General features: G+C 61.4%; 15 protein-coding genes and 1 pseudogene. 5 read left to right on the top strand and 11 right to left on the bottom strand.

Going from position 1 to position 19,193, the window contains the following annotated elements; genetic code table 11:
- Positions 1-133: 133 nt before the first annotated feature.
- Positions 134-379, top strand: coding sequence for a hypothetical protein (locus C0Z19_RS15785; RefSeq protein ID WP_102610765.1), 246 nt, complete (start codon positions 134-136; stop codon positions 377-379).
- A gap of 143 nt (positions 380-522) precedes the next feature.
- On the opposite strand, the gene C0Z19_RS15780 is transcribed toward C0Z19_RS15785, so the two are convergent.
- The 6 genes and pseudogenes from C0Z19_RS15780 to C0Z19_RS15755 form a co-directional block, all read right to left on the bottom strand.
- A complete protein-coding gene (locus C0Z19_RS15780) occupies positions 523-2,073 on the bottom strand; it encodes an OprD family outer membrane porin (RefSeq protein ID WP_233196160.1) in 1,551 nt (516 codons plus the stop codon).
- Positions 2,074-2,252: 179 nt separating this feature from the next.
- A complete protein-coding gene (locus C0Z19_RS15775; RefSeq protein ID WP_102610763.1) occupies positions 2,253-3,317 on the bottom strand; it encodes an ABC transporter ATP-binding protein in 1,065 nt (354 codons plus the stop codon).
- Positions 3,318-3,367: 50 nt separating this feature from the next.
- Positions 3,368-4,138 (bottom strand): annotated as a pseudogene (locus tag C0Z19_RS15770) (ABC transporter ATP-binding protein); the annotation flags it as partial.
- A complete protein-coding gene (locus tag C0Z19_RS15765) occupies positions 4,138-5,034 on the bottom strand; it encodes an ABC transporter permease (RefSeq protein WP_102610761.1) in 897 nt (298 codons plus the stop codon). The gene C0Z19_RS15765 and the pseudogene C0Z19_RS15770, both read right to left, overlap by 1 nt.
- 5 nt (positions 5,035-5,039) lie before the next feature.
- On the bottom strand, positions 5,040-5,978 hold the full coding sequence (locus C0Z19_RS15760) for an ABC transporter permease subunit (protein ID WP_102610760.1): 939 nt from the start codon (positions 5,976-5,978) through the stop codon (positions 5,040-5,042).
- Between the two features lie 14 nt (positions 5,979-5,992).
- Positions 5,993-7,609, bottom strand: coding sequence for a peptide ABC transporter substrate-binding protein (locus C0Z19_RS15755; RefSeq protein WP_102610759.1), 1,617 nt, complete (start codon positions 7,607-7,609; stop codon positions 5,993-5,995).
- Between the two features lie 330 nt (positions 7,610-7,939).
- Between C0Z19_RS15755 and C0Z19_RS15745 the strand changes: the two genes are divergently transcribed.
- Entirely contained in the window at positions 7,940-9,454 is a 1,515-nt protein-coding gene (locus C0Z19_RS15745) for a peptide MFS transporter (protein WP_175084058.1), read from the top strand.
- A complete protein-coding gene (locus C0Z19_RS15740; RefSeq protein ID WP_102610756.1) occupies positions 9,451-10,260 on the top strand; it encodes a DUF72 domain-containing protein in 810 nt (269 codons plus the stop codon). Before C0Z19_RS15745 ends, C0Z19_RS15740 begins: the two co-directional genes overlap by 4 nt.
- Before the next feature lie 89 nt (positions 10,261-10,349).
- Here C0Z19_RS15740 and C0Z19_RS15735 read toward each other — a convergent pair whose 3' ends face one another.
- Both C0Z19_RS15735 and C0Z19_RS15730 read right to left on the bottom strand, forming a co-directional pair.
- Positions 10,350-10,925, bottom strand: a complete 576-nt coding sequence (locus C0Z19_RS15735) for a helix-turn-helix domain-containing protein (protein WP_102610755.1) — start codon at positions 10,923-10,925, stop codon at positions 10,350-10,352.
- 223 nt (positions 10,926-11,148) lie between these two features.
- The gene (locus C0Z19_RS15730; RefSeq protein ID WP_102610754.1) at positions 11,149-12,045 is read right to left on the bottom strand and encodes a LysR family transcriptional regulator ArgP; all 897 of its coding nucleotides are present in this window, start codon (positions 12,043-12,045) and stop codon (positions 11,149-11,151) included.
- A gap of 98 nt (positions 12,046-12,143) precedes the next feature.
- Between C0Z19_RS15730 and C0Z19_RS15725 the strand changes: the two genes are divergently transcribed.
- Both C0Z19_RS15725 and C0Z19_RS15720 read left to right on the top strand, forming a co-directional pair.
- Entirely contained in the window at positions 12,144-12,782 is a 639-nt protein-coding gene (locus C0Z19_RS15725; protein WP_102610753.1) for a LysE/ArgO family amino acid transporter, read from the top strand.
- 172 nt (positions 12,783-12,954) lie between these two features.
- A complete protein-coding gene (locus C0Z19_RS15720; protein ID WP_102610752.1) occupies positions 12,955-15,981 on the top strand; it encodes an ankyrin repeat domain-containing protein in 3,027 nt (1,008 codons plus the stop codon).
- 169 nt (positions 15,982-16,150) lie between these two features.
- On the opposite strand, the gene C0Z19_RS15715 is transcribed toward C0Z19_RS15720, so the two are convergent.
- The 3 genes from C0Z19_RS15715 to C0Z19_RS15705 form a co-directional block, all read right to left on the bottom strand.
- Positions 16,151-17,452: a type II toxin-antitoxin system HipA family toxin gene (locus C0Z19_RS15715; protein ID WP_102610751.1), complete on the bottom strand. Its 1,302-nt coding sequence runs from the start codon at positions 17,450-17,452 to the stop codon at positions 16,151-16,153.
- A complete protein-coding gene (locus C0Z19_RS15710) occupies positions 17,449-17,739 on the bottom strand; it encodes a helix-turn-helix domain-containing protein (RefSeq protein WP_102610750.1) in 291 nt (96 codons plus the stop codon). The genes C0Z19_RS15715 and C0Z19_RS15710 overlap by 4 nt, the downstream gene beginning before the upstream one ends.
- A gap of 218 nt (positions 17,740-17,957) precedes the next feature.
- On the bottom strand, positions 17,958-18,770 hold the full coding sequence (locus C0Z19_RS15705; RefSeq protein ID WP_102610749.1) for a class I SAM-dependent methyltransferase: 813 nt from the start codon (positions 18,768-18,770) through the stop codon (positions 17,958-17,960).
- Positions 18,771-19,193: the final 423 nt, after the last annotated feature.

Here is a 19,193-nt window from a genome sequence, read left to right as displayed (position 1 = left end):
ATACACTCATCGGCATGAAATGGGCAGGAGGCGCCTGCCAGCCTGTCCCAGCGGCATTATGCGCGGCTGGCGACATACGTAAGCCTCTGTAAGCCCATACAATCGCTTCAACCACGACTCGAGGAAATGTTCGATGCGCACCACCGGCTCATCCGGGGCAATGGCCCTGCTCACCGAAATCCACGATACGGGCGGCCACGTCGTTCGCACATTGCGGCTTGAAGCGACGGACGACGGCAAGAGTATTCATCTGATCGAAATCGACGAGCGCAAGCCCGGCATTCATCGAGAAGTCCGTTACGAGATCACGCCGGCCGAGCTGATCGCCGCCATCCGTGCGCATGGGGCGGAATTACCGGGTGAACAGCACGGCCGTTGAATTTACCGATTCCGTTCGCCGGGCGCCTCTCGCCCGAACGCCCGACCCTTCGGGCTCTTTTCGAGCACGTTTCTGCTTTTTCGGAACCAAACACGCATGGCGGCCCAAGCGGCCGCCATGCGCTCGTCACGTTCGAGCCACGATCAGAACACGCGCATGGGCAACGTCAAAAGAAGCCGATAGACCTGGCTCGTGCTGTCCAAAGAGTAAGCCGATCCCACGTGCCATTCGGCAATGAGCGTGACCTTCGTATTCTTCAGCGGCCCGCTTTGCACAACGTAGGTGGGAATGAAGCCGAACTCATGATGCCGGCCATGCACGGGCTGCCCGTTTCTGAGGTAAAGCGACCCGTACGATGGGCCATTCGAGCCGTAACGCGCCGCGTTAGCCGACGTGTCGGCACCCCACCCTTGCTGTGCCCACACCATCGCCAATAATCCCGGCATCCCCGCATATTTGCCGTCGAACGTATAGCGAACCTGCAGCGATTGCTCATGCGGCGCGTTGTAATCGACATCCATCGAATTGACGAGATAGACGCCCGCCGTTTCGTCGATATAGTCGAAAAATTGATCGCCAAATATTTTTTGATAGCCGACGAGCAATGCGTGCGGTCCGTGCTGTGCCGTCAAGGAAGCGCTAAAGGCCGTGTTGTTGATTGGCCCCTGCAATGCCGCCCCGGTATCGTGCGTCGAATAGACGTTGGCGAAGCCCGTCAATTTGACCGAGTCGACCGCGCCGATGCCGTGCTGGAGCGACGCATAGTACTGCCGCCAGACGTCGTCGGCTTGATCGGCATAGAGCGAGGCGGACCCATTGCGCGAGTAGTCCCAGGTTGCCCCCGCATAGCTCACACGCCTGAAGGCCACGCCGCCGTACGTCGTTTTCAAGCCAGTCAGGTTCGTCTGGCCGCGTGCGTCAACCTTGGTGAAGCTCCCCGCTTGCACGCCGAGCCCTTCGATTTCCCGGCTCAGCAGCGAAACGCCGAGGAACGTCGGCGGCAGTGCGCGGTTATCGTGCGGATCGAGGAACGGGTTCGATACGTCTTGCAACCCGTACTTTAATGAGGAGTCCGAAATACGCGCCTTCACCGCATACATACCCGGGTATGCCCACACCGTGCGATTGGCCCCCTCGCCATCACGGCCGAGATACACCATGTTGCGCGCACCGTTGCCGCCGTCAAGCTTCAGCGCACCGAACAGTGCGGCATCGAGACCGAATCCGATCGGCCCTTGCGTAAAGCCCGATTCGACCTTCGCTTGCAGACCCTCGACCCATGCGTGTCGATGTGTCCCACCGTTCGCATGGAAATAGTCGGTGTAGTTGCGCCATTCGAGGTCGAAGCGACTATCGGCGACGAACCCCTTGCTGTTCGCCTGACTCGACCGCGGCGTCGGCGGCTTTTCGGTCAACGCGCTCTCTGTACTGACGACCGCATTGGGTGTCGTCGCTTCCTGCGCGATCTGCGATGGCTTCTTGCGCGGCACGTCGGCTTGGCCGCTGCCGCCTTCGCGGACGGGAGGCGGCGCAGCAGCCGGCGCCTGTTGCATCGGAGCGGGTACCGCAAATGGCGCGAGCATCGGCGCTTCGTCCGCTCGTGCTGCCGCAATGCCGACCAGCGCCTGCATACCACACGTCAATGCGATCACGCCTGACGTGACGGCGTTCGTTCTGTCTTGTCTCGGAGACATGGCTACCTCGATGGATGATGAAACCGGCCCGTCGATTCGATGCCGACGAGCGCCTTCATTCGCCCCCGGCTTGCCGCAGGGGCGAACGTTTCCCGCGGCGCGGCGAATGCCGTGCCGATAGAACCGGGTTACCGCTGATGGGGCGCCGTGCTTAGCGCGCTTACCGCGCGTTACGCGGGCTAAACGCCGGGCACTGGAGGGTCGCCGGCGCGAATGCAGGCAACGAATGAGCGTCCTTCGTGGCGCGCTTCGAGCTCAGGTGGGGTTCGTGCGCATTCCTGTAATGCCGAAGGGCAGCGCGTGCGAAACACGCAGCCTGACGGCGGGTCGATCGGCGACGGCAAATCGCCTGCCAGCAGCACACGCGCTCTGCTGCGCTCGATCGCCGGGTCCGGAAACGGTACGGCCGAAAGCAACGCACGCGTGTACGGATGCACAGGTGCGTCGAATATCGACGGGCAGTCGCCCGCCTCCATGACGCGGCCGAGATACATGACGAGCACGCGCGTGCTCATCGCCTGCACCACGGCCAGGTCATGCGAGACGAACAACATCGACAACGACAGTTCACGCTGCAGATCGCGCAGCAGATTGACGATCTGCGCCTGAATCGTTACGTCGAGTGCGGAAACGGGTTCGTCGCAGATGACCAGTTTCGGCTCCGCGACCAATGCACGCGCAATACCTATCCGCTGACACTGCCCACCCGAAAATTCGTGTGGGTAGCGCGACAGATGATGATCGTTCAGACCCACACGCTCCAGCATCGTGCGAACGCGCGCGCGCACTTCCGCACGCGTCATCTGCGGGCGATGCGTGACGATCGGCTCGGCCACGATCCGCTCGATCGTCATGCGCGGATCGAGCGAAGCAAGCGGATCCTGAAAGACGACCTGTGCCTCGCGCCGCAGGCGCTGCATCTGACGACTCGCCCGATGCACGCCGGCCACCGTTTCGTGGCCGCGCCAGCAGACGCTCCCGCTCGTGATCGGCGCGAGGCCGACGATCGCCCGTGCAAGGGTGGACTTGCCGCACCCCGATTCGCCGACAAGCCCGATCACTTCGCCTGGACGAACGTCGAAGGAAAGCCCGTCGACTGCACGCAGCAATGCGCGGGGCCTATCGATCGCAAAAGGACCGTTGCGCCGCGCGACGCGGAAATGCACTTTGAGGTCGCGCACCGATAGGAGCGGCGTTGCGTCGGACCACACTGCAGTGTCTTCGGCCGAAACCACGGTTTTCATCGCGTGCCCTCCTGGATGGATTCGACGGATGGCCGTCGGAGATACGATCGCGCATTCATGAGACTGATCGTGTGGGGATGGGTTGGCGCGGCAAACAGACGTTCGACATCGGCCTGCTCGACCGAGCGCCCCCCGTGCATGACCATGACGTCGTCGCAGAGTCCCGCCACGACGCCCATATCGTGCGTGATCAGCATCAGCGCCATGCCGGTGTCATGCGTCAGCGTGCGCAGCAGGTCGACGATCTGCGCTTGCACGGTCACATCGAGCGCTGTCGTCGGTTCGTCGGCGATCAAGATACGCGGCTCGGTCATCAGCGCCATCGCGATCGTCACCCGTTGACGCATACCGCCCGAGAACTCGTGCGGATACATGCCGATACGCCTCGCCGCACCGGGGATATGCACGCGTTCGAGCGCTTCGATCGCGCGTCGGTAAGCCGCTCGGCGCGACAGGCCGCGGTGCACCTGCAACGGCTCGGTCAACTGCCGCTCGATGGTCAGAAACGGATTGAGCGATGTCATCGGATCCTGAAAGACGATCGCGATCCGCTCACCCCTGAGCGTATTGAGCGCGCGCCGATCGAGCTTCAAAAGATCCCGGCCGTCGTAGCGCGCCGTGCCCGCCACCTGCGAGTTCGACGGCAATAAGCCCATGATCGCCATCGCCGTCTGGCTCTTGCCGGACCCCGACTCGCCGACGATGCCCAGCCTCCCGCCCGCCTCCAGCGCGAACGACACGTCTTGCACGGCTTCGATCGGCGGCCCGTTGCGGCGTGCAAACGAAACGCTCAGTCGCTCGACTTCAAGTAGCGCCATGATTACCGCTCCTTCGGATCGAGCGCATCGCGCAATCCGTCACCGACAAAGCCGACGCAGTAGAGTGTCCCGCACAGCATCGCAGCCGGACAGAGCAGCAGCCATGGCATGGCTTCGAGCTTCTGGGCGCCGTCCTCGATCAGCACGCCCCAGCTCGTCATCGGCTCCTGCACGCCCAGTCCAAGAAACGAAAGCACCGACTCCGTCAGCACGATGCCGGGCGCCATGACGGTCGCGTAGACGACCACGACGCCAATCAGGTTCGGCACGATGTGCCGTATGACGATGGCAGGCCCGGACGCGCCGATCGCTTTCGCCGCGTCGATGAATTCACGAGTACGCAGCGACAGCGTCTGCCCGCGCACGACACGCGCCATATCCAACCATGAGAATGCGCTGATAGTTAGGACTACCAAATAAAATGCGCGGCCGAAAAGCGTCATCATCAAAATCGCAATGAGCATGTACGGAATCGCATACATCAAGTCGACGATACGCATCATGACCGCATCGATGCGGCCGCCGAAATAGCCGGCACAAGCGCCGTAAGCAACACCGATCAGGCAGGCTGTCAGCGTGCCGAGCAACCCGACTTCGAGGGACACGCGACCACCCGTGAGCGTGCGCACGAGCAGATCCCGGCCGAGTTCGTCCGTGCCGAACCAATGTCCGCCCTGCAGCGTAGGCGGCAGGCTCAACGACGCCCAATCGCTTTGCGCGGGGTCGCGTCCGAGCCACCACGGCCCGGCGAAACACGCGAGGGTCACCCAAAAGAGCAGTGCCAAACTGAAAAGCGCCGTGCGGTTGCGCACGAAACGCCGAGCGAAGGATGCGGCGACGCCGCGAGGCGAGTCGGCGCGCACGGCAGCGTCGCTTGCATCGGAAGTGGAGAACGCCATGGTGATCAGTACCGGATACGCGGGTCGAGCAACGCATAAGCGAGATCGACGAGCAGATTGAAAAGAACGGCCACGCTCGTGGTCAGCACGACGACGCCCAATACGAGCGTGTAGTCGCGATTGATCGCGCCGTTGACGACGAGTTGCCCCAACCCCGGCAACGCAAACACCGATTCCGTCACGACGGCTGCCGTGATCGAGGAGATCGACATCGCGCCGAGTAAGGAAACGACCGGCACGAGGGCGGGCCTCAACGCATGGCGCCAGACAATGAGCCTCGGCGGCAGGCCCTTCGCACGTGCGGTGCGGATGAACGGGCTCGACAACACTTCGATCATGCTGGCACGCATGACGCGGGCGATCGTCGACACATTGATGACGACCAGCAAGCCGATCGGCAAAATCCGGTAACGCCAGGCGCCCTCGCCCCATCCGCCTGCCGGCAACCAACCGCGACCTTCGCTCGTTTTCAGGACGATCGCGAACATCCATACGAGCACCGGGCCGAGCACGAACGGCGGTGCGACATTGCCGACGTTGCCGAGCACCATCACCAGGCGGTCGATCAAGCGATCGCGCGATACGGCCGCGGCCACGCCGAGACAGACGCCGATCGCGAGCGCAATCGGGATCGACGCGCCGCCCACCCCGATGCTGACCGGAAGCGCCTTCGCCACGAGATCGTTGACGCTCCAATCGACGTAGCGATAAGACGCGCCCAGATCGCCATGAACGAGCGCACCGAGATAAAGCACGTATTGACGCCAAAGCGGCTCGCTCAAGTGGTACTTCGCGTCGAGATTCGCGAGCGCGGCGGCCGAGAGTTGCTTTTCCGAATCGAACGGCCCTCCGGGCGTCAAATGCAACAGCAGGTAGCAGGCTGTAATGACGGCCAGCACCGTGGGAATCGCCCATAACGTGCGGCGCAGCGTGTACGCAAGCATCGTCCCTCCCCGCCTCAGTGCGCGACGATGTAGAGATCCTGCGAGGCGCGCTGATCGACGTAGTTCGTCGTCGCATAGCCGCCCACATAGGCTTTGACGAGACGATCGGCCGAATACTGGAACAGCGCGATCATCGGGTAGTCCTCCATCGCAAGCGTATGCGCACGCGTCATCAGCGCGGTGCGCTCGTTGGGGTCGAGCCGCGCGTTCGCACGTGCAATGAGCTCGTCGACCTTCGGGTTGCAGTAGCGTTGATCGTTCTGAATGCTGCCGCAGCGGAGCACGTCGAAGTACGACATGGCGTCGTTGTAATCGACGAACCAACCGTCGCGCGACGCTTGCACCTTTCCTTCGTGGCGCTGCATGAGCAGCACCTTGAACTCCACGTTCTCGAGCCGGGCCTCGACGCCCAGCTTCGTGCGCCACTCGGAAGCGGCAAACAGCGCCACCTTCTTGTGCAGATCGTTCGTGTTGTAGGTCAGCGTGAATGTCAAAGGCTTCGCCTCCGAATAACCCGCCTGCCGCAACAGATCGCGCGCGTAGTCGATGCGCTTGCTCATCGGCCACGCCGCCCAGGCCGGCACGAACGGGCTCGCGCCCTTGGTGCCGCTGGCAATGAGGCCGTACATCGGCGCTTCGCCGGCTTGCAGCAGCCGCTTCGTCAGGAGATCGCGGTCGAGCACCATCGATAGCGCCTGCCGCACGCGTTTGTCCTTGAACAGAGGATTCGTGTTGTCGAGGCTGTAGTAATAGGTGGCGATCTGCATGCCTGTGCGCAGTTCGCTGCCGAATTGCTTCGCTATCGGGTCGTGAAGCCCCGACGGAATGCGATAGGTGTAATCGATCTGCCCGGCCTGATACATGTGGAGGGCCGTGCCGTCGTCTTCGATCGGGACGTATTTCACCTTTGCAAGCGGCACGCTTGCCGCGTTCCAATACCGACCGTTCTTTAGGAGTACGACACGATTGTTCGGCTGCCAATCGGCCAGCAGGAACGCGCCGTTGCCGACAAAGGTGCCGGGCTTGGTCCAGCCGTCCGGCGCGCGTTGCACGATGTGCCGGGGCACCGGCGCCATCGACACCATGGCCGCCAGTTCCGGGAAGAAGGCCGCAGGCGTTTCGGTGCGCACCTCCAGTGTGCGCGCATCGACCGCCGTCACGCCGAGTTGGTCGGGCGGCGCCTTGCCGGACACGATCGCTTTGCCATTTTTGACGAACTCGACAAGAACCGTATACTTCGAGCCGGTCTTGGGATCGACGACGCGGCGCCAGGCATAGACGAAGTCGTCTGCCGTCACGGGTCGGCCGTCGCTCCACCTGGCATCGCCGCGCAGCGTGAAGCGCCAGGTGTCCGGCCCGGTTCGCGTCCACGATTGTGCGACTCCGGGTACGATGGCGCCCGTTGCGTCGATACGCGTCAAGCCTTCGAACAGATCGAGGCCGACCGTATTGCCGGCCCATGATTCGATGTGTGCGGGATCCAGCGATTCAATTTCGGCGGGCAACTGGCGCGTGATTTCCTGGACCGGAGCCAATTTCACGCCGGTGGGAATGGGAACGGCAAAAGCGGCATCGCTTGACGCAAAGACGAACGCGATCAGCGCCGCTGCAAATGAATGCGTGGCTTTCATGGTGGTGAAGGACGAATTAAAAAACAAAAAGGAAAATGCAATCGATCGATTGCAGGAGGGATAAGACCATGCGCCCGTTTTCGTGTGCAGCTATCAACCGTATGGGGCGCCGACTGGTGCATACCCGAAGTGACGGTGACGGCCAACATCGCGAGAATCGCGCGCGACGTGTACGGCCGCTGCCACGACTGGCGCGCGACGGAGTAAGCTCGCGCTGGCAAGTCCCCAACACCGCGCGCTACCGCGCGCAAACGAGCCACGGCGCGAGCAACGGCGTCCAGCAGCGCACGCACAACGTGCGAATCTGATTCGACCTATCCGGGAGAACTTTTGATGAATTCGTCGGTTTCGCAAACAAGATCGTTCACGACGGTCTTTCTGATCGAGATGTGGGAACGCTTCGGCTATTACGGCATGGGCGCACTGCTCGTGCTCTACATGGTGGAGCGGCTCGGCTTCGGCGATGCACGCGCGAACCTCACCTGGGGCGCGTTTACCGCGCTTGTCTATGCGGCGCCTTCGATCGGCGGATGGATCGGCGACAAGGTGCTCGGTGCGCGGCGCACGATGCTGTTCGGCGCGGTCGTGCTCTCGTTCGGCTACGGCATGCTTGCATTGCCGAACGATCATCTATCGTTCCTTTATGCTTCGCTCGGCGTCATTGTCGTGGGCAACGGCCTGTTCAAGGCGAATTCGGCGAATCTCGTGCGGCGTATCTATGAAGGGGACGATACGCGCATCGACAGTGCGTTCACGATCTATTACATGGCCGTCAATATCGGTTCGACGTTGTCGATCCTCGCGACGCCCTGGATCAAAGATCGATGGGGCTGGCGCACCGCGTTTGCCGTCTGCTGCGCGGGCATGGTGCTGGGCGTCGTGAACTTCCTGATCCGGTATCGCTCGCTGTCGCATGTGGGGTCCGCGCCCGACAGCAAGCCGATCGTATGGCGCCGCGTCGCTGTGGTTGCCGCGGGCGGCGTCGCGCTGGCCACGGCCGCATCATTCGTGCTCGGCAACAAGACGCTGGCCATCACCTGCGTCGATATCGCAGGGGTCATCATCCTTGGCCTGTTCGGCTACATGATCGCCAAATGCGACCGCTCGGAGCGCGCGGGACTGATTGCCGCCCTCATTCTCGTTTTGCAGTCGATTCTGTTCTTCATCTTCTATCAGCAACAAACCACGTCGCTGACGCTATTTGCGCTGCGTAATGTGGATCCGACGTTCTCGCTATTCGGCGTTCGTCTGTTCTCCTGGAGCGCCGCGCAATTCCAAGCGCTCAATCCGATCTGGATCATGCTGCTGAGCCCCGTGCTCGCGTCGACTTACACGCGGCTTGCAAAGGGGCGCGGCGATATCAGCATCGCGGCGAAATTTGCGCTCGGCTATGTGGCCGTGGCGATCGGGTTCGTCATTTACGCATTCAGCGGCCGCTATGCCGTCGACGGACGCGTATCGTCGTGGTTCATGGTCTGGGGTTACGCTTTGAATTCGCTCGGCGAGTTGCTCGTCAGCGGCCTTGGCCTTGCCATGATCGCGCGCTATATCCCCGTTCGCATGAGCGGCTTCATGATGGGCGCCTACTTCCTTGCGACCGGAATCTCCCAGTATTTGGGCAGCGTGGTGGCCAACTTCGCGCAGGCCCCCTCCAATGATTTGACGGCGGTGCAATCGCTGCCGCTTTATACGAATCTTTTCTCGGAGCTTGGTTGGCTGGCGGCTGCCGGGGTGCTGATGTCGTTGCTGTTGCTGCCGCTCATGCGCAGGCTGTCGGCTCAGCATCGGCGCGCGTCGGGCGAGGCCTTGGCCGCAGCGAACGCTCACGGGATGGCGACGGAATGAGCCGCCGCAGCGCCACGGGCCGCATTCGCATCGGCGTCGGCGGCTGGACCTACGAGCCGTGGCGCGGTGCGTTCTATCCCGCCGGCCTCACGCAAAAGCGCGAGCTCGAATATGCGAGCCGCAAGCTGACATCGATTGAAATCAACGGCACGTTCTACGGCACGCAACGCGCGACAAGCTTTGAGAAGTGGCATGACGAGACGCCGGAAGATTTTGTCTTTTCGTTGAAGGCGCCGCGATTCGCGACTCATCGCCGAGTGCTTGGCGAAGCCCGCGATTCCATCGAGCGTTTCTTTGCCAGCGGCGTGCTCGCGCTGAAAGACAAGCTGGGCCCGATCAACTGGCAGTTCGCGACGACCAAGCAATTCGACGCCGAAGATTTCGACGCTTTTCTCGCACTGCTGCCCAAACGCGTCGACGGCCGCGCGATCCGGCATGCCGTCGAAGTGCGGCACGAAAGTTTCCGCCATCCGGAGTTCGTGGCGCTGGCGCGCGAGCACGGCGTTGCGATCGTTGTCGCCGGCGATAGCGATTACCCACAGATCGCCGACGTCACTGCGCCGTTCGTCTACGCACGCATCATGGGGACAGTCGAATCGGAAAAGCTTGGATATCCGAAGAAGGGACTCGATGCCTGGGCCTCGCGTGCGAAGACGTGGGCCGCCGGTGAAGCGCCGAAAGACTTGCAAACGATTGCGGAGACGGGTGCGAAGGCCATGCCTCGCGACGTCTACCTTTATGTGATCAGCGGCCACAAGGTCCGCAATCCAGCCGCTGGCATGGCGCTGCTCGAGCGTCTCCGCTAGCGCGTCGAGCCAGCCGTCGAACGCTGGCTCGATCGCCCCCCGGCAGTTGGCACGCGGTTATCGCTTCGGTCAGGCGCGCACGCGGATCGTCAAAACAGGCGCGGCGTACCGACCCAAACCAGTGTCGTTTCAACCTTGCCCGTATTGGACCAACTGTGCGGAACCGTCGATTCGTAATGCGCGCTGTCGCCCGCCTGGAGCGAAAACGTCTTGCCTTCAAGCGTCAACGACAATTCGCCCGAAATGACGTAAAGGAATTCCTCGCCCGCATGCGTCGTGACTTCTGCCCCCTCGGTCTGCCCGGCCGGCAAGCGCACGAGAATGCTTTCAAGCTGACTGCCGACCGACGAGTTGGTCAATCGCGCGAATAAATCCGTCGAATCGGCGAAGCTGAAAAATCGCAACTGGCCGGCGCGGCGTACCGACCGCTCCTCGCTGGGCGTATCGACGAAATACTGAAGGGTGACGCCCAGCGCCGTGGCGATGCCGGCCAACGAAGTCAAAGAGGGCGTGGCGTGGCCCCGTTCGACTTGCGACAGAAACGGCTTCGAGATACCGGCCGCGGTAGCCGTTTCATCAAGGGTCTTACGGAGGCGGTGCCGCAGCGCTCGGATCTTGCTGCCCAAATCCGCAGCCTGGCGGGCACTTTCGACGTTCAAAGCCATAGGAATTGCGTTGCTCGCGGGTAACGGGTGGTAGTCGAAAACTCGGCTTTTTTGCGGCGCACAGCGCCCGGTGCGTCTGTGCGCAACCGTCTTTGGTGAAGACAAAGCACTCTATGTTGCCAGAACACAATTACAGAACGCAAAAGCAAGGGTTTACCGCAGCTTTCAGGGGATAGCTAATCCGGCCCCTCGATCACGCGTGTGTCGACCCATGCCGGCGCCCTCAATCGAGAAACTCGCCGGCGCGCTGCTTCAGCACTGCGCTGAATTCATCGAGCCAGCCGATCGACAAGCGCCAACTCTGCCAATACAAATCGACATCGAGGTGGCGGCCCGCCGCCAGTTCGACGAGTTCGCCGTTTGCAAGCGACGCGCCGAGCATCTGCGTCGGGCACATGCCCCAACCCAGACCCATCACGCAAGCACGCAAGAAGCCTCCGACATGCGGCACCCAATGCTGGGGCGGCTCGATGTCCGCGCGCGTCAAACGGCGCATGAAGCGCGCTTGCAGCGCATCCTTCGGATTGAAGACGACGCACGGCGCGCGCCGCAGCGACTCGCGATTGACGCCGTTGGCGAAGTAGCGCGCAAAAAACGACGGCGAACATACGGCCAGATACCGCATTCTGCCGAGCCGCACGGAGCGGCATCCCTGCACGGGTTCCGCCTGCGTGGTCACCGCGCCTTGCACGCTGCCGTCGCGAATGCGCTGTGCCGTATGGTCCTGATCGTCGATGACAAGGTCGAGCAGCATGCGCCGTTGCGCACAGAACGTCGCCACGGCATCGACGAACCAGGTGCCGACGCTATCGTCGTTGACGGCGACCCGCAGCGTAGGCCACGCCTGCCCGAGCAGCGGCCCCGTCATGGACGGCATATCGTCGGATAGCTGGCCTTCGAGCAATCTCACTCGCTCCGCGTGACGGCAAAGCAATGCGCCCGACGCAGTGGCGACGCAGGGCTGCCCCCGCTTGACCAGCACACTTCCGACGCGCTCCTCGAGCAGCTTGACGCGTTGCGATACGGCCGAGGCCGTGACGTTGAGTTCGCCGGCCGCGCGGTCGAACGAACCAAGACGTACGACTGCAGCAAGCGCGTCCAACAAGGCATAGTCCAACATTAGCGTTCCTTAATCTGCCTTAGGCAAATTAGCTATCCTTAGATTCGTCCGGCATGCAGACTAGCGCCATTACTCGGCACCGTCTACCCCACATCGTCATGAACTGGACCGCTTATTCGCATGGCGCAGCGCTGTGCGCCTCGCTCATCGTCACGATCGGCGCGCAAAACGCATTTGTGTTGCGGCAAGGGATCTTGCGTTCGCACGTCGGTAAGATCGTCGCCCTTTGCACGATCTCGGACTTCATTTTGATCGCGGCGGGCGTGGGCGGCGCTTCGGCGCTTGCAATGCGCTATCCGCACTTGGTGGAGGTGATCCTTTACGGGGGACTGGCCTATCTCGCCTGGTTCGGATTCTCAACGCTGAGGCGCGCTTGGCGCCCCGGTCATGCAGCGATGGAGATTGCGGGCCAGGGGTCGGGAGAACCCGCTGCCGCTGCCGTGGTCCAGCAACGTGGTTGGTCAGTAGTCCTAATGGCCTTGGCATTCACCTGGCTCAACCCGCATGTCTACGTCGATGTTCTGCTGCTGATCGGCACCGCGGGCGCCCGTGAGCCGGAAGGATCGCGCATGGCGTTTGCGCTGGGTGCGATGACGATCAGTCCTTTATGGTTCGCATCGCTCGGCTATGGCGCCCGGCTGCTGGCCCCGCTGTTTCGTAAGGCGGCGGCGTGGCGCGTACTCGACGGCGCGATCGGCAGCATGGTGCTGTTTGTGGCCGCCGCGCAGCTGCGCTAAGGGGGCGGCCTCCACCTCCGTCCCACTCCTCCATAGATCAGTACTTTGTCGTCGGGCGTCCAGTTCGGGTCGGATAACTGCCGGTCAAGAATGATCGGGAAACCTGCTACAGAGTTGGCAAGCCGGAAGGACATGCGAGAATTCTCGCTCTTGCTCTTGTCCTTTTCGCTCCATGAAGATTCTCGAATACATCGGCCTCGACACTTCCCGCGTCAAGGCCAGTTACGGCAAGGTGTCCGAAGCGATCGCGCGCAACGACTTCCGCGCCGCCCAAGTCAAAAAGCTCGCCAATCTCAGCCACGGCAAATTTTACCGAGCCAAGCTGGATGACGCCGACAGGCTGTTGTTCTCGCTGGTGCGCCACGGAGATGAAGTCTGCGCGCTGATGTTGGAGGTCATCGCCAATCACGACTACGATAAGTCGCGCTTCCTGCGCGGCGCGACGATCGACGAGAGCAAGATTCCAGACGTTAGCGCCGAGGAGGCCCTCAAGGAGGCTCAACCTCTGCGCTACCTTCATCCTGAGCGTACCGGCATTCATCTGCTCGACAAACCGATCTCGTTTGATGACACACAGGAGACCATTTACCGACAGCCACCTCCCTTGGTTGTCGTGGGCAGCGCTGGCAGCGGCAAGACCGCACTGACGCTTGAAAAGCTCAAACATGCCGAAGGCGAGGTTCTCTATGTGACCCACTCCGCTTTTCTGGCACAGAGCGCCCGCGACCTTTATTACGCCAACGGATACGAGCACGGCAATCAGGATGCAGTGTTTCTTTCCTACCGCGAGTTCGTCGAGTCGATCCGCGTTCCGGCAGGACGCGAGGCCAATTGGCGCGACTTTGCAGGATGGTATTCCCGTATACGACAGAACTTCAAGGATGTCGATGCCCATCAGGCGTTCGAGGAGATTCGCGGCGTGATTGCTGCTGGCTCGGGCGGTGTCCTGTCGCGCGACGGGTATCGAGCGCTGGGCGTACGTCAATCAATCTTTCCCGAGGAACGGCGCGACCAACTCTACGATCTGTTTGAGAAGTATCGCACGTGGCTGGCCGAAACAAAGCTGTACGACCTGAATCTGGTGGCTCAGGACTGGCAAGCGCTGGCCGCGCCGCGTTACGACTTCGTCGTTATCGACGAGGTGCAGGACATCACCACCGTGCAACTCGCGCTCGTGCTGAAAACCCTGAAGAAGCCCGGCCATTTCATGCTCTGCGGGGATTCCAACCAGATTGTCCATCCCAATTTCTTTTCCTGGAGCCAGGTCAAAAGTCTGTTCTGGAAAGACCCGAAACTGGCTGAGCGACAGGAATTGCGCCTGCTAAAGGCCAACTTCCGCAACGGCCTGGAGGCCACGCGCGTCGCCAATCAGGTGCTCAAGATCAAGCAGCGGCGCTTCGGCTCCATCGATCGCGAGAGTAACTTCCTGGTTCAGGCCGTCGGCGGCGACGCCGGCCAGGTGACGCTGATACCCGACAAGGACGCCACCAAACGCGAATTGGACCAGAAGATTCGCCAATCCACGCAGTTCGCCGTCCTGGTCATGCGCGACGAGGACAAGGCCGGGGCCCGCAAGCACTTTGCCACGCCGCTGTTGTTCTCGATCCACGAAGCCAAGGGTCTCGAATACGAGAACATCGTGCTCTACCGCTTCGTCTCGGATCATCGCGGCGAATTCAACGATATCGTCGAGGGCGTCGCCACGGCCGATCTGGCGGTCGAGACGCTGGATTACAAACGCGCCAAAGACAAGAGCGACAAGTCTCTCGAAGTCTATAAGTTCTTCGTCAATGCCCTATATGTAGCGTTGACGCGCGCCATCAAGAACATCTACATGGTCGAATCGGACACAGGGCATGAGTTGTTCGGGTTGCTGGATCTCGCTGTCGGCCAGACCAAGATCGAGGCCAAACAATCCACGCTCGAAGACTGGCAGAAGGAAGCACGCAAACTCGAACTTCAGGGGAAACAGGAGCAGGCGGAGGCCATCCGCCGCACCATCTTGAAGCAGGTTCCGGTGCCCTGGCCGGTGTTCGATGAGGCCAAGGTCAGGGACCTGCTGATCAGGGTCTTCCGGGAGCAGTCTCCGGGCAACAAGGGCAAGCAGCAGCTTTTTGACTATGCCGCCTGCTTCGACGAACCGCAGCTCGCCGAGTGGCTGGAAGTCGAGGCGAGATTCGAGCAGGCACGAACCTTTGATCGGCAGCGCGCGGTGCTCGCCCGCAAGAGCTACGTCCCTTACTTTGCCAACCACTTCAAGGACATCCTCAAGCAGTGTGACCAGCATGGCGTCGATCATCGCCTGCCTATGAATCAAACGCCGCTGATGGCTGCAGCAGCCGCAGGAAATGCGGCGCTGGTGGAAGCCCTGCTGGAGCGCGGCGCGGACCGCGATGCCGTCGATCACTATGGTCACAATGCCCTCCACTGGGCGTTGCGTCAGGCATTTGGCGACGCAAAGTTCGCTGCCGGCCCGCTGGCGGCAATCTATGAACGCCTGGCTCCGCCCTGCATTGATGTCAGAGCAGGAGATCGCCTGGTCCGCATCGACCGGCATCTGTCTGAATACTTTCTGTTCCAGACAATGTGGGTATTGTTCAAGGCCCGATTTAGCAAGATACGACGCAATGCGGACAGCGCATTCCAGACGCAAGTCATCCTCGATGCTTGGCAACACTTGCCGGCTAATGTAGTGAGGCCGGAGCGCAACAAGCGCCAGCACCTTTCTGGCGTGCTCGCGAGAAACGAAATCGACAGAGACTATGCTTACAACAGATCGCTGTTTTTGCGCGTATCCACTGGAAAGTATCAGTTCAACCCCGAACTCGCTGTGCGTCGCCGCCAGGGCGAAGAGGAGAACTGGACCCCGATCTACACTGCGCTCAATCTCCCGTTGATTAGCGAGTTTGCCTATAACGACGGCCGGATCAGCACCTGGGACAATATCGACAAGCTCGTGATCCTTGCTGGACTCCCAGACCGAACCACACCCATCGCGGCTGAACGTTTCGTGGAGCGGCAAACGGCCAAAATGAGGGAGTTAGAGGAACGCAAAGCCATTCAACTTGCTGCCGAAGCGCGCGGTCGATCGGCCGCCGAGCCCCCCGAGAACAGAGCAGCACCGTGGGGAACAAGGGAAGCCAAACGGCTTGAGATCGAACGTGTGAAACGAGAAATAGAGAGACGAAAAAAGGGTTGATTGCCCATATTTCCCTGGGTCGGCGTGCGGCCGTATTCTGCCGCTCGCCTGAGTCGCAGGGTGGCCACTCGAACGGCCGGTTCAGTTAACAACCTGCCGTTCGACGACTTGGAAATCCTGCTATCTAACGAACCCATCGCTTGCTTTTAACTTTCAATCGAAAAGACCATCAGAGTGACGCCAACGGCAACGTTTTAAGGCGATCCAGGATCACCTCCTTCATGCCTTTCGGCGTCGGAAGCTCGTCGAGCATCTTCGGCCACGTGTCCTGTGCGGCGGATACCGCTGCTTTCACCGCGGCGGTCGCGATACGCTGAGCAATGCCTGCGGCCTTGGCCAGTTCTGTGTAGGTATCGAGCGTCTGAGCGCGCTGCATGCGGTCGACGGCGACGTTCATCCCGTATGCGGAGAAACCCGGCAACGCGGCGACGCAAACAATATCGTAGGCCGGGGTGAGCTGCGGGTGAACCTTGTCCGTGTAAAGGACGGAAAAATTCTTGAGGTGCGCATCGCTATTGCCGATAAGCGTGTTGACTGCTTGCCGCATAAAGAATTCGCGGACATCCCTCACGCCGCGCGGGCTCAGGGCGTCGAGTAAATTCAGCAGCAGACCGAACTGCTCCTCTTTTCCATACTTGGCAGCCGGCATGCGTCCCAGCATCTGGCAAGCATCTTCTGCGTGGATGCGCTCGTTGCCCTGTCGATCGTAGCGCTCGACTGCGAGAAACGACGTTGCCGTGCCTGCAATGGCCTGAAGGCCGTCGATTTCGATGACCGAGAGATTCATTGGCTCGCACGACGCGACGTTGACACCGGCGGCTTTCGCAAGCTGCATGGCGACGTACTCGTTGAAGATCTGCGAGTCGTCGTTTTTGGCAGGAAGCTTTGCGATGACATCGGAAAGCTTCCCGTGTCCCGGCATCGTGTACCGCTTGCCTTTGTTCACGGTCGAAAGCGCGAGCTTGTTCTGCACCCCGGAGATGGAGGCAGCACCTTCGGCGGCCCCCTCCGTTACGCTCATTTCCAGATTGCCGGCGCCGCCGGTGACACCGAACGTTCGCGCATGCTCTGGAATGCTGTGCGCGTCGGCGGGCGGCTGAACGACAACTGCGCCTGGCAGGTCTTGACCGGCGGCAGCCAGTACGCCGAAGTCATCTCGATCTTCCGGATTGTGACGAGTCGCTTCCAGCCGCTGGCGCAGATCGCTCTCTGGGAGGAGCCCCGCAAAGAATGGCGGAAGCTTGCCGCCCGTGTTGTAGAGCGCGGGGTGGAAAGGGTTTGAAAAGATGTCGGCCGCGATCGCGGGGGTACCCGGGATCGCCATCGACAAAGTGAGCGTCGGCGCGCCATTGGCAGCCTTGAACGACTCGGACGGCACGAAGCGGCAGTTTCCGGCAAGTTCGCAAAGGTAGCCACAGACCGCACCGTAAAGCCGCACCTCCAGGTAGCGAGGATGGATTGCGTCGGTCATTGGCGCCCCTTCAGAAACATCTCCGCCGCGCTCGGCGCCTGCAGATCAGGCCCGGTACCTTTCCCAGTCAGGACCTGGCGGACCGCTGCGAGGTGCTCCTTGGGAACGAGCACCCATTGCGCGTCCAAACCTGCTGCGAGCGCATCCAACGTGTTGCTCCGGGCGTCGTGCCTGGCCGCCAAGGTGGCGGACAAATTGGGGCGGGCGATTCCGGTCAAGGCACTCAGGTCGGTGACGGACATCCCTCGGCGCGAAAGAAGCGCCCTGACTTGGTCTACGAATGACATTTCATACTTTTTGCAGGCGGATTTATGAAGAATTATACACCGCCCAGCGGGAAATTTTACGCTTCAGTATTAAATGTCATACTTTGTAGCGAAAACGTACGTTATTTGATACGCAGAGCTCATGCAATTTCGCTATATGTGAAGGCCGGCTCGTGATCATGGCCGGCGTCGCTCAATCACGGGAACAAGAGATCGAGTACAGGGGCTGTATTTCTCTACTACCGGGCTGCGACGATCACATGCGCCTGGATTTTGCCGGTCACTGCCCCTTCGCCATGGTGACTGGCAATCGCCTCCGTAGCACGGTCCACAGCGAGCTGAAGCAATGCAGCGTCGCGCTCCTCGATTTCGTTGCGCAGCGGTGTTCCCAGGCAATATGCAGTGGCAGCGTCGCGTGCCGAGGGCGCACAGCTCACTTTCTCCCGCGTTTCGATCTCGATGTCTGCAAACCCTGCGCGCCTCAAGTCATCTCGGATCAGCGCGATATCGTGATAGCCGTGCGGCGTGCGGGCGAGGAATCCCGGAGGGTCGTGCGGAAACAACGTGGCGACGGCATGAGTGACGTGGTCGGCAAAAGCGTTCTCTTCGATACGGTCCCAGACACTGAAGACAAAGCGCCCGCCCGGTCTCAGCATGCGACGCGCCTCAGCGTAGCCGACGACCCGGTTGGGAAAAAACATCGCACCGAACTGGCAGCAAACGACTTCGAATGACGCGTCTTCGAACGGCAGCGCCAGGGCGTCCGCCCGCCTCCATTCGATACGGCTATCGGATCCTTGTCTGGTCGCGGCATAGTCGAGCATGGGCTGGCTGAGGTCAGTCACCACATAGCGCGCGCCCGCTGGGAGTTTTGGCGCAAGCGCCCGCGTGACCACGCCGCTGCCGGCCGCCGTTTCAAGCACCGAGTCGGGCGAGGATGCCGCGACAAGCTCCGCCATGTCGGCGGCATAGGTCTCGAAGATCAGGGGGACCATCAGTGTGTCGTAGGACTTCGGGATCGAGCCCGCAAACACCTTATCTCGCTCAGTCATGGTCCCTCCTTGAAATCACCTGATGACGCCCTTGACCACCCATTCCAGAGCGGACCAAGTCGCACGACGAGTCGCCCACCTACTCAGGCATTGGCGACCACGCTTTATGGTGGCTGCGCAGGTCGGCCTCGTCAACGTCGTCCAGCGCTCTTTTCCAACGCACATCGCCTTGTAGCAGCGCCGTCGCCACCGCTATGTTGCGAATGCCTGCCAGGGGGCGAGCGATCCGGCGCCGCGGCCGCATCCATCTACGCAGTCGCCGGGAGATTTGCGTCGCCTCGCCTCCGCCGCCCGTATAATCCGGCATGACTTCATCCCTCTCCCATGCCGCTGGTTTGCAGCGGCCCGCTCAGTCAGCTCGATTCATCGGTTTGTCGTTCGCCCATACCTCCGTTTGTCGCTGCCCCTCCACGCGCGTGGCAT

Origin of the sequence: Trinickia soli (assembly GCF_002879855.1) — a bacterium.
GTDB classification, from domain to species: Bacteria; Pseudomonadota; Gammaproteobacteria; order Burkholderiales; family Burkholderiaceae; genus Trinickia; species Trinickia soli.
This window is presented reverse-complemented; position numbering and strand designations above follow the sequence as displayed.

Coding starts and splice junctions, on each gene's coding strand:
- C0Z19_RS15785 (WP_102610765.1), top strand. CDS start 134: ATGCGCACCACCGGCTCATCCGGGGCAATGGCCCTGCTCACCGAAATC.
- C0Z19_RS15780 (WP_233196160.1), bottom strand. CDS start 2,073: ATGTCTCCGAGACAAGACAGAACGAACGCCGTCACGTCAGGCGTGATC.
- C0Z19_RS15775 (WP_102610763.1), bottom strand. CDS start 3,317: ATGAAAACCGTGGTTTCGGCCGAAGACACTGCAGTGTGGTCCGACGCA.
- C0Z19_RS15765 (WP_102610761.1), bottom strand. CDS start 5,034: ATGGCGTTCTCCACTTCCGATGCAAGCGACGCTGCCGTGCGCGCCGAC.
- C0Z19_RS15760 (WP_102610760.1), bottom strand. CDS start 5,978: ATGCTTGCGTACACGCTGCGCCGCACGTTATGGGCGATTCCCACGGTG.
- C0Z19_RS15755 (WP_102610759.1), bottom strand. CDS start 7,609: ATGAAAGCCACGCATTCATTTGCAGCGGCGCTGATCGCGTTCGTCTTT.
- C0Z19_RS15740 (WP_102610756.1), top strand. CDS start 9,451: ATGAGCCGCCGCAGCGCCACGGGCCGCATTCGCATCGGCGTCGGCGGC.
- C0Z19_RS15735 (WP_102610755.1), bottom strand. CDS start 10,925: ATGGCTTTGAACGTCGAAAGTGCCCGCCAGGCTGCGGATTTGGGCAGC.
- C0Z19_RS15730 (WP_102610754.1), bottom strand. CDS start 12,045: ATGTTGGACTATGCCTTGTTGGACGCGCTTGCTGCAGTCGTACGTCTT.
- C0Z19_RS15725 (WP_102610753.1), top strand. CDS start 12,144: ATGAACTGGACCGCTTATTCGCATGGCGCAGCGCTGTGCGCCTCGCTC.
- C0Z19_RS15720 (WP_102610752.1), top strand. CDS start 12,955: ATGAAGATTCTCGAATACATCGGCCTCGACACTTCCCGCGTCAAGGCC.
- C0Z19_RS15715 (WP_102610751.1), bottom strand. CDS start 17,452: ATGACCGACGCAATCCATCCTCGCTACCTGGAGGTGCGGCTTTACGGT.
- C0Z19_RS15710 (WP_102610750.1), bottom strand. CDS start 17,739: ATGTCATTCGTAGACCAAGTCAGGGCGCTTCTTTCGCGCCGAGGGATG.
- C0Z19_RS15705 (WP_102610749.1), bottom strand. CDS start 18,770: ATGACTGAGCGAGATAAGGTGTTTGCGGGCTCGATCCCGAAGTCCTAC.